This is a genomic window from Microcoleus sp. K1-B1 (assembly GCF_036704705.1).
In the GTDB taxonomy this organism is placed as follows: Bacteria; Cyanobacteriota; Cyanobacteriia; order Cyanobacteriales; family Microcoleaceae; genus Microcoleus.
The window spans coordinates 1-13,005 of sequence record NZ_JAUBSH010000141.1; the positions used below are offsets into that span (position 1 = coordinate 1).

Sequence of the window (13,005 nt, forward strand, 5' to 3'; positions counted from 1 at the left end):
CATCTTTATTTGACGATTTTACTAGCTTTTTCATTTTAACTCTTTTTTGACACATTCGCAAAAGTGAGATGCACCCCTCATAAATTACCCACTCCATCGCAAAAACCGGGGTTTTATATGTTTCTGCGCTGGGATCGAGTTTTCTCAAAAAAAATCGGTTTCTGGACTCTTCTCTCTAATTTCTATATGTAGTTTGACACGCCACTTTATCGCGGTAGAACATCATCTAACCGCAGTTGCAAGCTGGTTAACAAAGGAGAAATAATCCGATCGCCCAGACGAAATTGTTGCTGCACGTACTCTTCGTCAATCAGTTCGCAAACGGTGACAGTAGGTTGTTTTGGTTTGCCGATAAAAACCGCGCCACCCAATCCGCGATAATCAACGATCCAATATTCGGGAATTCCTAAAAGAGCGTATTCTTCAACTTTTCGGGCGTAATCTGTTTCCCAGTTAGTGCTGACGACTTCTACCACCAATTTAATAGATCGTCCCAGCGTAATCACAGGTTCTCTTTCCCAAAGAGGTTCGCTGACAATAGCAGTTTCATCTAATACGACAATATCGGGACGGCGGGCAGTAGCTGCATCTGAAAATGGACGGATCAAACAAGTGCGCGGAATGAACCAAGGTAGTTTTTCGGCTGCGATGGCGATGCCGATTTGAGTTGCCAGTTTACCGCTGACGGTTTCGTGCGGGCCTGTGAGTTCCCTGTCAACTAATTCTCCGTCAGCGAGTTCGTAGCGGAAGTTGTCACCATATCGATCGAGGAATGTTTCAAAAGTTAAGATTTTTGGCGCGGTGTAAGCCATTGGAAACTAATAGTTTTTTGCTAAAAATCTTATTGTATCAACTCACCAAATCCCAAATCAGAACCTTTACCCGCGTGAACCAGAGCCAACTTTTCGTAACGCTTAGCGTGTTCCACCAACTCCGCAGCTTCTTCCTCAGAGACATCCCGGAGGCGTTTGGCAGGCACTCCCGCCACTAGCGTGTGAGGGGGAACGTCTTTGGTGACAACAGCCCCTGCACCGACGATCGAGCCTGTGCCCACCCTCACTCCGTCCAGGACGATCGCCCCAATCCCGATCAGGCAGCCCCGTTCAATGTAAGCTGAGTGAATCACGGCTCGGTGTCCGACTGTCACGAAATCTTCCAAAACAGTCGGTTTCCCCGGATCGCCGTGGAGAATTGCTCCATCTTGGATATTGGTACTTAAGCCGATCGCAATTCGCTCTACATCCGCCCGCACCACCGCCCCGTACCAGATACTAGCGCCTGCAGCCACCTCTACCCTGCCGATGACAACAGCGCCTTCAGCGACAAAAGCCGCTTGGGACAGATCTGGCCTGGGCCAATAGGAAGGAAGTGCAGACTGAGATTCGTTGAGATTGCTCATTAGTTGGTCGATCGTTATACTTCTAGCAGATTAGCTGGTTGTTGATACGGGATATAATAAGAGTATTTGGGACTTTTGCAGAGAAAATATGCTGGGACGCAAATAAATGATTGAAGTTGCCTTGCAATACCCGATGTTTGGCCCGGAAATTCAGTGTCCCCACTGTCGCCAAACAATTCCGGCTTTAACGCTAACGGATACCTATTTGTGTCCGCGTCACGGGGCATTTGAGGCAGATCCAAAAACGGGGGAACTGGTTCACCTTCAGTCTGGGCGGCACTGGCGTCGCTGGGAGAATGAATGGTATCGCCAGCACACGCACCCGGACGGGATTCGGTTTGAAATTCACGAAGCGCTCGATCGACTCTATACTCAAGGCTACCGAGCAACTCGCGTGATCGTTGCCCAACGCTATCGCGACTTAATCAGCGCTTATTTGGAACGCAGCACGCCTTGGCGGGGCCAGTCGGAATCGCCCCGGCCGAGGCTGTACGGTTTGCCTGTGGATTTTAGCCCCGATCCCCAAGAAGACCCTTGCTGGGAAGTGATTAATTTTGATTTGGAAAAAGAGCCGGGAGTTCCGATTAGATATCCCTATTTTCGGTTGTTTGAATAGTTATTAGTCATTAGTCAGTAGTCATTAGTCATTAGTCATTAGTTATTAGTCATTAGTTAGTTCCTATTCCTAATGCCTAATGCCCAATGCCCAATGCCCAATGCCCAATGCCCAATGCCCAATTCCCCAATCTAAAATCTAAAATCTAAAATCTAAAATCGAATGCACCACGCCTCGATTCGCACTGCTAACATTCACCGGGCGATCGCCTTTTACGAACAGTTGGGATTTACTGTGAGCGATCGCTTTACCACAGGTTACACCCTAGCCTGTTGGATGGAAGGTCTCAACGGACGCATCGAACTAATTCAAATCCCGGAACCAAAACCCGCACCGGATGCTTTCGGAGACGAGCATTATGTTGGATATTATCATTTATCTTTCGATTTAACGGAGGCGACAACTGACTTACCTAGTTGGTTGCAGTCTCTGAAAAAACGGTTTGAGGAAGCTGCTAAAGACCAACCAAACCAGTTTCAAGCTTTGAAAGTTTTATTAGAACCGACTCAACAGGCGATCGGGCAAAATGTTTACGAAGTAGCTTTTATTGCCGATACAGACGGTTTGCCCTTAGAATTTATCCGGCGCATGAATGACTAATTAAGTCAGAAATCCCCAATTAAGAAATCCCATCAGCGTGCATCTGTGTTCATCTGCTAATATCTGCAGTTAAAAAATCCCCATCCCACTAATTTGCTTTAATCAGGATAAGCTGTCGCGCCTTTAAGTTGTATATTGAGGGCGGGCGGGACGCCCAACCCCTACTCCCCACAAGACTTTGATTTTTTTTGACAGACAATTTAAAGGCCGCAACAGCTTATCAATTAACCAATAACTTAAGTAGAAGGAAGAAGGAATAATGCTCATAGAGCCAGCTTTTTAACCATCTGTATCTTACGTTTTCTCACGTAAATTCACTTAATACCCCCTAACAATAAGCATAAAAACAAAACCCGCTGGTGCGGGTTTCATATTCATGCTTATTGTTAATAAATTACGGTTTCAACTACTTACTTTTTAGGAACAATAACCTCATTAGCGGCCACGGGACGGGCAGAGGAAGCAGTAGTTTTCAAAAGTGCGATCGCCTGCGCGTAGCAAGGATCATCCTTAGTCGCAACCAACATCGGTTTGTTAGCTAATTTCAGCTTTTGTTCGTCGGTGACTTCGACTTTAACATCGGGAGTAACCCCCTTCTGGCTGATATCCGTACCGTTGGGAGTATAGTAGTGAGCGATCGTCACCGCCAATCCCGAACCGTCAGCCAAAGAATGCACCGACTGCACCAAAGCTTTGCCAAAAGTTTGGCCGCCCATCACAGTTGCGCGCTTGTTATCCTTCAGAGCACCCGCCAAAATCTCGCTGGCGCTGGCCGAGTTATCGTCCACGAGCACCACCAAAGGCTTGTCAGTGAGCGCAGTGCGATTTGCCTTCATTTCCTGAGAATCGCCCGTGCGATCGACTGTGCGGACGATCGCCCCTGTATCCATCCACATCCGAGCGATATCAATGCTCACTCGCAGCAACCCGCCGGGATTCCCCCGCAAATCCAACACAAAAGCGTCAGCTTTCTGATCCGACAGCTTTTTAATCGCCGCCTGCATTTGTTCGCCCGCGTGAGAGCTAAACTCTTGCAAACGGATGTAACCGACATTCTGACCGCCTTCATTCTTGAGGCTGTAGCGAACCGCTGCTACCTCAATTCTCGCCCTAGTCAGAGTGATGTCAAATTCGCTTTTGCCCTCACGAGCAATCCGCAGCGTGACTTTCGTGCCTTCGTCGCCCCGAATTATCTGAGCCGCATCCGAGACAGTCATGCCTTTGGTAGTTTTGCCGTCAATCACCAAAATCCTATCGCCCGCTAGAATCCCTGCCTTCAGGGCCGGGGAATTTTCCATCGGCTCGACTACGGTAATCGCTTTCGTTTTCTCGTCTTCTTCCAGCCTCATCCCCACCCCCGTCAGTTCCCCAGAGGTTTGATTCGTCAGCGCTTCGTACTGCTTCGGGTCCATGAAGCGCGTGTACTGGTCGTTTAATTTCTCTAGGGCTTTGCGGAGAGCGGTGTAAGCAGCTTCGCGAGAGGTATAGTTTTTGCTCAGCAGTTCTTGGCGGGTCAATTGCCAGTCAGTCTTGTTAAAGCTGCCATCAACATAGTCTCGGTTGACAATTTGCCAAGCTTCGTCTAAGACAGCTTTGGGGCTATCTTGAAGCTCGGCGCGGACTGATTGGCTCAGGCCGGGAACGAGCAAAGATATCGAAGCGGTTGTTGCCATTGCCCCACTGAACAGGGCTGCCTGTAATTTAGAAAAGCGTCTGCGGGCTTGATTCATTGAATTTGGCTCAATTCGATTTTAGATTTTTGATTTGAGATTTTATATTGCTAAAAAATCTCACACTACTACTTAAACTATTGTGTGGAGGCTCCACTATCCCTTTGGACAGTTTAACGAGATTCATAGTCGATCGCCAACCAATTATTACTCTCTTTCAATAAACTTAATTTAAAACTTGGATTTATAAAGTGCCGTGGAAGCTAAAATCGAACAATTTTCGCGTAAGTGGTTGAGCCTGCTCGTTAATGGAGTTATCGGCCTAGCAGCGCTGGCGGGGGTCGTGGCCATGCAGTCTAGCGGGGAGTTGGGCGGAATGTCCCCAGTTCGTGTTCAGGGGCAAAAGCCGCCCTCTGGAATATCTGCTGCCCGTTTCAAGCAAGCCGCACAGCAAGAGGCGCAGCAAGAAGCCTTGCGGCTAAAAATGCTCAAAACTATCCCTAGTTTTGGGTTTGACAATTTAATTGCAGATTGGACATTTCTCAAATTTTTGCAGTATTTTGGCGACGACGAAGCCAGAGAGGTGACGGGCTACAATCTGAGCCAAGATTATTTTGACATAGTTACGCAGCGCGACCCACGGTGGACTGACATCTACCTGTTTCTTTCCACAGCTATTTCTTTTTATCAAGGAAAGCCTGAAACTGCTGTTAACTTTATAGAGCGTGGTACTAGGGCCCTTGCCCTTTCGCCGCAACTTCATTCCCAATCATGGATAGTGTGGCGCACTAAAGGTATTGATGAGTTGCTGCTGTTGGGGGATATTCCGGAGTCAATTAACTCTCACGAAATGGCCGCTGATTGGGTGGAAAAAAACCCGTCCGGGCCGAAATTGGCGCCGATGTTTCGAGCAACTGCTGAGTATTTGCGCCGAGATCCCGATAGCGTGCCGGTGCGGTTTACTGCTTGGAGCACGGTTTATGCTCAAACAACTGATAAGTTGGTGCGAATGAGGGCGAAACAAGCTCTTGTAAAGTTGGGAGCTCAGGTGCAAAAAGATCAGGATGGAAACGAGAGTTTTATTTTGCCGCCTCGAAAGTAGTTGACTGTTGACTGTTGACTGTTGACTGTTGACTGTAATTCTCCAATCAAAAATCTCAAATCTCAAATCTCAAATCTCAAATCGGCTTGAATTAGTTCGCGCCATTCACCGGGTTTGAGGCCTTCGAGACGCAAATGCCCGATCGCACACCTGACTAGCCGCAGCGTCGGAAACCCTACTGCTGCGGTCATCCGGCGCACTTGACGGTTGCGGCCTTCTGTGAGGGTCATTTCCAGCCAAGCTGTCGGCACGTTTTTGCGAAATCTAATCGGCGGTTCGCGGGGTGGCAAAGGTGGTTCTTCTAACAAGAATTGCACTTTTGCCGATCGAGTCCGATAATCTTGAATTGTGACACCTGTCTGCAAAGCGGCGATCGCACTTGCATCAGGAATTCGTTCAACTTGCACCCAGTAAGTGCGGGGATGAGCGAATTTCGGGTCACTGAGGCGGTGCTGCATTTGTCCATCATCGGTTAGCAGCAACAAACCTTCACTATCGCGATCGAGCCTTCCTACTGCATAAATGTCAGGAATCGGAATATAATCTTTCAGGGTTCTGCGTTTAACTTCCCCTGAATTGTCAGTGAATTGAGTTAAAACATCATAGGGTTTGTAAAATAAAATGTACCGATAGGGCATGACAAATTAAAAAATAAGAATGTACTAATGTCAATAAATTTGTAGGGGCCGGTTTCACCGACAATAATTGGCTAAAACTCACAATCTCAAAAACCCGCCCCCACCCAACGTCAAACCACTTTCTATCTCTCTTCTCTCCTCTGCGCCCTCTGCGCCCTCTGCGGTTCATAAAAAAATAAATCTTGTTAACCAACGATTCAAACCAGCTCTAAAATCTTCAGCCTTTAAGAGCCTCGCAAATCTCAACTACCCAATTTTACCATGCCCGAAGCCACACACCGCGTTTGCATCGTCTTAGGAACTCGCCCGGAAGCGATTAAACTCGCCCCAGTAATTCAACTGTTCAAAAGTTCGCCAACCTTTGACACCCAAGTAATTTTAACCGGTCAGCACCGAGAAATGGTCGAGCAAGTAATGCGAATGTTCGATCTAAAAGCCGATCGGGATTTAGCAATTATGCAGCACCAGCAAACCTTGACAGATATTACATCCCGGAGTTTGCAGGGTTTGGAAGCATTGTTTAAAGAATTGCAGCCCCACATCGTCTTAGTTCAGGGCGATACAACGACAGCGTTTGCCGCTGCTTTGGCTGCATTTTACCAGAAAATACCCGTAGGTCACGTAGAAGCCGGATTGCGGACAGACGACGTGTTCAATCCTTACCCCGAAGAGGCTAACCGACGGTTGATATCTCAGCTCACAAGGCTGCATTTTGCCCCGACAGAGCTGGCCCAAGATAATTTAGGGCGATCGGGCGTTTTGGGAGAAATTCACCGTACAGGCAACACAGTAATCGATGCTTTGCTTTCTGTCGCCAAACGCGAACCAGAATGCAACATTCCTAACTTAGAGTGGAGCAAATATCGTACTATCTTAGCAACAGTTCACCGCCGCGAAAATTGGGGCGAACCCTTACAAGGAATTGCTCACGCATTTCTCCAAATATTAGATAAATTTCCCGATACAGCCTTGCTCTTACCTCTACACCGAAATCCCACTGTTCGAGAACCTTTGCAAGCTCTTTTGGGCGACCATCCCAGAGTATTTTTAACGGAACCTTTAGATTACGCAGAATTAGTAGGAGCCATTCAGAGATGTCATTTAATCCTCACAGATTCCGGTGGCTTGCAAGAGGAAGCACCTAGTTTGGGCAAGCCAGTTTTAGTATTACGAGAAACCACAGAAAGACCAGAAGCAATTTCCGCTGGTACTGCTAAACTGGTTGGTACTAATTCTGATATAATTACAGCAGCAGCGGCAGAATTGCTGAGCAATTCCGAAGCATACAACGCAATGGCAATGGCAATTAATCCCTTTGGGGACGGCTTGGCCGCCTCGCGGATTTTGAAAATTGTTGAGGAGTATTTTAGTTAGCTAACCCCTCGCGAGTGGGACGGTGGAAACCGTAACTAAACAAACGAAGTCCCCGCAGAGGGGGACTAATTCCTGTTAAAAAAACTCGGTTTCTACCTGCATTCCCAAATTACCAATCCCCACCGCCACCCCCACTACTAGAGTCGCTACTGCTAATGCTGTAGTCGCTACTATTACTGCTGCTGCTGTAGTCGCTACTGCTGCTGCTGTAGTCGCTACTGCTGCTGCTGTAGTCGCTACTGCTACTGCTACTGCTGTAATCGGCACCCGCACCGCCACCGCTGGAGTTGCCACCGCCAAAGCTACCCCCGTAGTCGCTACTGCTAATACTGTAGTCGCTGCTATTAGTGCTGTAGTAGCCACCGCAATCATCGCTACTACTGTTACTGCTGTAGTCCCTAGTGCTACTGTCATCGATGCTGTTACTGCTGTACTTGCGATTGTTACTGCTATACTTGCGATTGTTACTGCTGTAATTAGGACTGTAACTGCTGTAATTGCGATTGTTACTGCTGTAATTGGGACTGTTACTGCTGTAATTGGGACTGTTACTGCCGTAATTGCGATTGTTACTGCTGTAATTGCGCGGATAACGGCGGTGGCGGTAACGATATCTCCGAGAAAATAACCTGCTAAATATCCTGAAGATAATGAAGCAAGGTATAAATGCTATGAATGTTATGAATAACAACCCAAGTAAGCCATAGATTAAATTCGATGAATCTTCACCTGTGGATGTACTATTGCTAATAACTGGCGATTGACTAGGTATTGGTGACGGTTTCACCGCTTGAGATGGTACGATTGGAGCCAAAGGCAGCGTGGTTTGAGATTGAGCATTTAGAATCGGAGTTTGTAAAACATTTACTAACACCTTTGTCCCGGCTAATGTGCCCCCGTCAAAGTCCTGCTGTTTAAATCGGGGCGTAATTTCGGTTTTAATAATTCCCACTACCTGTGCATCGGGTAAAATACTTTGAAGGCCAGAACCTGTTTCAATTTGAACGCGGCGTTCACCCGCAGAAATCAACAATAAAACTCCGTTATTTGTACCTTTCTTCCCAATACCCCAAAAGTTAAATAATTCTGTAGCAAATGCTTTTGGTGTCGCAGATGGTTTAGTATCAGGCACTGTCACAACAGCGATTTCTGAGCCGTTTTTCGCCTCTAAATCAGAAATCATTTGATTTAGCTGAGTTTCGGTGCTGTCGCTGAGAATATTTGCCTTGTCCGTTACCCAAGTGTTATTTACTTGACGGGGATTCGGTACTTCTTGTACTGTTATAGCTTGGCTCGTTAGGGGAAATGCAATTGCCGAAAAGGACAGCAAACTGGTCCAGATTATTTGTTTATTGCTAAATTGTAACTGCATCGCTTCAGTCTCCTGAATAACTGCTAGTCTGAAATTGACATATATCTGTCCGCCTAATTACAATTAAATAACCAGCTCACGGTCACGTCAATTCATATTATTCAGAAGTTGGATTCATAAAAATCATAATTTTAGGTGCGCCCTCAGCACCTTACATTTATAGTCATGGACGCACGGGTGGCGAGAAACCGGGTTTTTAACCAAAATAATTGCTGAAAACCGTTAATCTGGGTTCAAAAACTCGGTTTCTTAGTGGGCGAGTGCAAGTGCGAACTAATTAAGATACTTTTAAGGAGAGGGAACTGGTGGCAGAAAATTGCTGCTGCCTTTATAACCGGATAAAATAGCCAGTTTTTCCAAAGATTGCCGGCCCGTGTAATATTTCCCCCGAATTTCCCAAGTGGGATAAGCTTTAATATTAGCAGCTTTGCACAAATCCGGTTGAGCATCTTTGCCTCTGGGATCGCACTCAATGTAAGTAAGGGCGGTAAATGCTTCTTTGCCGAAAAGTTCTTGTTGCGTATGACAGTGAGGACACCAGTAAGCACCGTACATTCTAGCTTTGATGGTCTGCAAATGGGTTGCTAAAGCGATTTGATCCGGCACGGATTCGCTGCGAATAGGTGGCGCTTCTTGTTCGGTAACAGGCTGTGTGAAAGGGGGAGGAGGAGGGAGGGTTTGTGCTAATTTTTGAGTGGATTTGTTGCTGAAACTGAACTGTGCAATTCTTCCGTCTGCTTTGGTAGTGACGAAAATCCCCAAAGTCAGGAAAATGCCGATCGCACAAAAGTTGAATTTGCTTACTCTCATCTTGGATTTCATCTTGGATTTGATAGGATTTCGCGAGCTTGATTCATAGCCTCTACAGCATTGTTTACCACAAAGATGTTAAATTGTGCTAAATTTTTAAAGAAAACTTGACTTTCGGCGCTGTGATTTAACAATATAACTTGTTTGTTAGCTTTGAGAGCGAGGGCGATTTCCGAAGCAGTGCCCGTACCCATACCGCAGGCAATTATTACATCTGAAGAAAGAATGTTAATATTATTTCTGGCGTTTCCCATGTCGGTGACAATAGCAATATCTACAGCTTCAGAAATGCCACGAGTGTCATTTCCCGGAAGGATGCCGACTGTTAAACCGTTAGCTGATTTTGCTCCTTTGTTGGCGGCATCCATGACGCCAACATTTCTACCGCCAGTTAGCAATATCCATTCTGCTTCGGCGATGAGTTGTCCGAGTTGATAGGCGTTTTCTAAGTCGGTTGATGTGGCACTATCGCCAGGGCCCATGATGCCGATGATGATTTTTTTCATATCATAGTTTAGGGTGGAATATATCGCATTCTTGAAAGAGCGAGAACCCTTCTGAATCTGGGCGAGAAAGGGCTCTCGATCTTTCTTAGCCAGATGGCGCAGCCTCACCTGTCACAATCGGTTTTTATTGATTTTTATCTAGCAATAAAGCTATAAATTATACGTTAAGACCCTGCACGGATAAAAACCTTTTTAAAGGCATAATTTATTACTTTCAAAATATAGTTTTCTGCGTAATTACGCTGTGTGATACCAATTTAATATGAAGCTGCATAGAATAGGGCTTCAAGAATAAACTTGTAAGATGATAACGAACTAATTTGCAAGCGGAGTGATTTTTTCAAGAACTTGTTTCAATCGCTCTCGTAATTGTTCAAGTGTTGTAAAAACCTCTCCAACAAGTTCCTTTTTGATATATTCCCAGACCCTTTCAATTGGATTAAGTTCTGGACTATGTGAAGGTTGACAGACAGGAATTAAATTTTCTGGCCATGAGAGTTCATTAGTGGTATGATCACCCGCTTTATCCATGTGAATGATGGCTATATCTTCACCCAATTCTAGAGAAAGAGCGTCAATAATTTTCTAAAAATCTTCTCCGTTAAGCTCAGCGTATTCTTGGCAAAAATGCCAGCCACTCAATGGTTCGACTACCCCATACAACCAAAAATTTTTACGTTTCCATAGTAGGGGAGCAACTGGTTTTACACCCCTGGCTGTAATTAATTTTCCTGTCAATGTTTTTAATCCCAACCGGGTTTCATCTTGACACAAATATCGTAGCCTTTTGCCCTTGCCAAAATATTTTTGAAACGTCAATACTGCTGGAATGATGTTTTTTTAAAAAGCTCCACTGCTTGTAAGTTTTGTAAAGCACTTTGCGGACCTGGCACTTTCAGTTTTGCTTGGAGACGATAATGTACCCAGGCATAGACTTTTGCATAAGTCAGTGCTAAATTATACTCTGTTTTTAACCATTCCACTATTTCCCCGTAGCTTTTGAAAGGCGCTCCTGTTGCCAAGCGTTCTTTAAGTCCGGCTAATGCCTCAACAGTCAAGTGTGGTACTTGTCCGGGGGCTTTTTTTACCAACAATAATTCTGATATTCCACAAGTCGCTACTTTTGTAACCACCTGCTTATCGTAGATTTGTCTCTACCCAAACGATTCGCTAATTCTTGCTGCTCCTGTACTTGCCCTGTTTTTAACCACCATAATACTTGTATTCGTTCTTTCTGACTCGCTGTACGAGTATTTTTTAGTTGTTTTTCTAAAAATTCTGCACTTTCTTCAATTGTGATTTTAAACTACGAGCCATAAAACGCACCATAAACGCCATCTCTCTATTATATGCAACTTCACATAAAATTGGTATGACACCCAGGGTGTGGAATCTGGGTGGAAACCGAGCCTATACAAACAAAGTCCGACAGGGAATTAACGGGACTTAAACAAATTTTAAGCCCAAACAAAGCCTAAACTGGCTTTATAAGCGGAGAATACGTCCCAATTTTGGTTCAACCATTTCACAAACCTAAAAGATATGGCTGTCCGAAATGCTTCGAGTGCATCACTAAAAGTGTTTAAAGGTTTGTTTGCCCATTTGCGCCTTAATCCTCCTGTTAAGGTATGCCAGAGAATGAAAGTGTAGGCACAAAACACCATAATGAAATGTCTTTTCAGGCTGATTTCATCTCGGACTTGATATTCATTTAACCCCAACCAGCCCTTGGCTTCCCGATAGAAAACTTCGACCCAATTTCTTTGTGAATAAGTTTTTACTATCCACTCCTCTGTCGCTGTTGATAAGTCAACATTACTCATCAAATAATCTATTTCAGTGGCGGTATCGAAAGTATCTGCATTCATGACGATGGCTATTACTTTCTTACCCGTGCATTTTGATAATTCGACTTCTTTAATTGCTACCCATACTGTTCTCGGTCGTTCTAGATTGAGTTGAATTTTTGTGAAAGCCTCTACAGGCAAGGCTTTGGTTAAGTTGTCGGCTCGAATTTCCTCTGTTTCATTTTCGGTTTTTTGAATTATTACTTTGCGATTTTTGGCGATGACTCCGATGTATTTTAATTTTCGGTTTTCTAATTCTTGTAAAAAACTGGTGTTATTACCATACCCTGCATCCATCAATACTATTCCTGGTTTATAGCCTCTCGCTAAGGTTTTGTCGATTAAATTTATGGCTATTTCTGGCTTTTTCTTGAATTCTGGGTCATCTTTTCCTTCTGGTAATGAGTCGGCTTTTTTATATAATTCAATATCTAATGGCAGGCTCTTCTTACCATCATATAGATGACTTGTAACTACTACTACCCCATTATCAGTTTTTCCGATTTGTCCGATGTATTGTCTGCCTACACCGTCGGTAAAATTACCACTTTTTCGGTGACCTGAATCATCTATTATCAGGCTAAATCCTCGACTAATCTTGGCGCAAGTTACACTGATTCATTACGTCTAGGCGACGTTGATTGAGTTCATTGAATGACCAAGGCGCTGTTGTTAAAAAATGATGTAATTTGTGGTAAGTTACTCGCCAAGGCATTTTCTGCCATCTGCGACAGGTTTTTTCGTTCACTTTCTCCCAATAATCCCCCTAAATAGTTCCTAAACTCTCGTTTTTGGGCAAGATGACCAAAAATATCGTCAAATCTTTGACACCATCTATCGAAGCAGGGGGGCATCGCGGCAGGGGTTGTCTCTTTCATGGGTCATTTCTTAACGTTATATGCTTGCTATGTAAGCATTATAACCTATTTTTATCGTATTTTCTGTTTAAGTCCCGTTAATACCCTGTCGGACTTTCTCAAAACCCGGTTACTTCGCTAATTTTTCCGATTGGGATTGACAGCTCATCCTTCGATTATGCAGCGCCAATCCTTGAGGTTATCGTTAGATAAA

13 protein-coding genes and 1 pseudogene are annotated in these 13,005 nt (G+C 44.9%); 4 read left to right on the plus strand and 10 right to left on the minus strand.

Features of this window, described 5'->3' with window-relative positions:
- Window positions 1-206: 206 nt before the first annotated feature.
- Together QUA83_RS28965 and QUA83_RS28970 are read right to left on the minus strand one after the other, a co-directional pair.
- Window positions 207-812, minus strand: coding sequence for a Uma2 family endonuclease (locus QUA83_RS28965; protein WP_333297583.1), 606 nt, complete (start codon window positions 810-812; stop codon window positions 207-209).
- Window positions 813-841: 29 nt separating this feature from the next.
- Window positions 842-1,399, minus strand: coding sequence for a gamma carbonic anhydrase family protein (locus tag QUA83_RS28970; protein ID WP_333297584.1), 558 nt, complete (start codon window positions 1,397-1,399; stop codon window positions 842-844).
- Between the two features lie 106 nt (window positions 1,400-1,505).
- Between QUA83_RS28970 and QUA83_RS28975 the strand changes: the two genes are divergently transcribed.
- Window positions 1,506-2,015 (plus strand): TIGR02652 family protein, encoded by a 510-nt coding sequence (locus QUA83_RS28975; protein ID WP_006631343.1) that lies wholly within the window; start codon window positions 1,506-1,508, stop codon window positions 2,013-2,015.
- A 162-nt stretch (window positions 2,016-2,177) separates the two neighbouring features.
- Window positions 2,178-2,615, plus strand: coding sequence for a VOC family protein (locus QUA83_RS28980; protein WP_333297586.1), 438 nt, complete (start codon window positions 2,178-2,180; stop codon window positions 2,613-2,615).
- A gap of 410 nt (window positions 2,616-3,025) precedes the next feature.
- Here QUA83_RS28980 and ctpB read toward each other — a convergent pair whose 3' ends face one another.
- Window positions 3,026-4,345, minus strand: a complete 1,320-nt coding sequence (gene ctpB / locus QUA83_RS28985) for a carboxyl-terminal processing protease CtpB (RefSeq protein WP_333297587.1) — start codon at window positions 4,343-4,345, stop codon at window positions 3,026-3,028.
- Window positions 4,346-4,541: 196 nt separating this feature from the next.
- On the opposite strand from ctpB, the gene QUA83_RS28990 reads away from it, so the two are divergent.
- A complete protein-coding gene (locus QUA83_RS28990; RefSeq protein WP_333297589.1) occupies window positions 4,542-5,387 on the plus strand; it encodes a hypothetical protein in 846 nt (281 codons plus the stop codon).
- A gap of 62 nt (window positions 5,388-5,449) precedes the next feature.
- Here the strand turns inward: QUA83_RS28990 and QUA83_RS28995 are convergent, their stop codons facing one another.
- Window positions 5,450-6,025 carry a pseudouridine synthase gene (locus QUA83_RS28995; RefSeq protein WP_333297591.1) on the minus strand — a complete coding sequence of 192 codons (576 nt, stop codon included), beginning with the start codon at window positions 6,023-6,025 and terminating at the stop codon, window positions 5,450-5,452.
- Between the two features lie 261 nt (window positions 6,026-6,286).
- On the opposite strand from QUA83_RS28995, the gene wecB reads away from it, so the two are divergent.
- Complete coding sequence (gene wecB / locus QUA83_RS29000) at window positions 6,287-7,399, plus strand: non-hydrolyzing UDP-N-acetylglucosamine 2-epimerase (RefSeq protein ID WP_333297592.1); 1,113 nt, start codon at window positions 6,287-6,289, stop codon at window positions 7,397-7,399.
- A 109-nt stretch (window positions 7,400-7,508) separates the two neighbouring features.
- Here the strand turns inward: wecB and QUA83_RS29005 are convergent, their stop codons facing one another.
- The 6 genes and pseudogenes from QUA83_RS29005 to QUA83_RS29030 form a co-directional block, all read right to left on the minus strand.
- The gene (locus QUA83_RS29005) at window positions 7,509-8,771 is read right to left on the minus strand and encodes a TPM domain-containing protein (RefSeq protein ID WP_333297594.1); all 1,263 of its coding nucleotides are present in this window, start codon (window positions 8,769-8,771) and stop codon (window positions 7,509-7,511) included.
- A gap of 288 nt (window positions 8,772-9,059) precedes the next feature.
- The gene (locus QUA83_RS29010) at window positions 9,060-9,581 is read right to left on the minus strand and encodes a hypothetical protein (RefSeq protein WP_333297595.1); all 522 of its coding nucleotides are present in this window, start codon (window positions 9,579-9,581) and stop codon (window positions 9,060-9,062) included.
- A gap of 8 nt (window positions 9,582-9,589) precedes the next feature.
- Window positions 9,590-10,087, minus strand: a complete 498-nt coding sequence (locus QUA83_RS29015; protein ID WP_333297596.1) for a TIGR00725 family protein — start codon at window positions 10,085-10,087, stop codon at window positions 9,590-9,592.
- A gap of 315 nt (window positions 10,088-10,402) precedes the next feature.
- Window positions 10,403-10,618, minus strand: coding sequence for a transposase (locus QUA83_RS29020; RefSeq protein WP_333297597.1), 216 nt, complete (start codon window positions 10,616-10,618; stop codon window positions 10,403-10,405).
- A gap of 284 nt (window positions 10,619-10,902) precedes the next feature.
- A complete protein-coding gene (locus tag QUA83_RS29025) occupies window positions 10,903-11,220 on the minus strand; it encodes a hypothetical protein (RefSeq protein WP_333297599.1) in 318 nt (105 codons plus the stop codon).
- 324 nt (window positions 11,221-11,544) lie between these two features.
- A pseudogene (locus QUA83_RS29030) lies at window positions 11,545-12,812 on the minus strand (IS701 family transposase).
- Between the last annotated feature and the right edge of the window lie 193 nt (window positions 12,813-13,005).

Excerpts from the sequence above, each read along its gene's own strand:
- QUA83_RS28995 (WP_333297591.1), bottom strand. The coding sequence starts at position 6,025 with ATGCCCTATCGGTACATTTTATTTTACAAACCCTATGATGTTTTAACT.
- QUA83_RS29015 (WP_333297596.1), bottom strand. The coding sequence starts at position 10,087 with ATGAAAAAAATCATCATCGGCATCATGGGCCCTGGCGATAGTGCCACA.
- QUA83_RS29010 (WP_333297595.1), bottom strand. The coding sequence starts at position 9,581 with ATGAGAGTAAGCAAATTCAACTTTTGTGCGATCGGCATTTTCCTGACT.
- QUA83_RS29020 (WP_333297597.1), bottom strand. The coding sequence starts at position 10,618 with ATGGATAAAGCGGGTGATCATACCACTAATGAACTCTCATGGCCAGAA.
- QUA83_RS28975 (WP_006631343.1), top strand. The coding sequence starts at position 1,506 with ATGATTGAAGTTGCCTTGCAATACCCGATGTTTGGCCCGGAAATTCAG.
- wecB (WP_333297592.1), top strand. The coding sequence starts at position 6,287 with ATGCCCGAAGCCACACACCGCGTTTGCATCGTCTTAGGAACTCGCCCG.
- QUA83_RS28970 (WP_333297584.1), bottom strand. The coding sequence starts at position 1,399 with ATGAGCAATCTCAACGAATCTCAGTCTGCACTTCCTTCCTATTGGCCC.
- QUA83_RS29005 (WP_333297594.1), bottom strand. The coding sequence starts at position 8,771 with ATGCAGTTACAATTTAGCAATAAACAAATAATCTGGACCAGTTTGCTG.
- QUA83_RS28965 (WP_333297583.1), bottom strand. The coding sequence starts at position 812 with ATGGCTTACACCGCGCCAAAAATCTTAACTTTTGAAACATTCCTCGAT.
- QUA83_RS28980 (WP_333297586.1), top strand. The coding sequence starts at position 2,178 with ATGCACCACGCCTCGATTCGCACTGCTAACATTCACCGGGCGATCGCC.
- ctpB (WP_333297587.1), bottom strand. The coding sequence starts at position 4,345 with ATGAATCAAGCCCGCAGACGCTTTTCTAAATTACAGGCAGCCCTGTTC.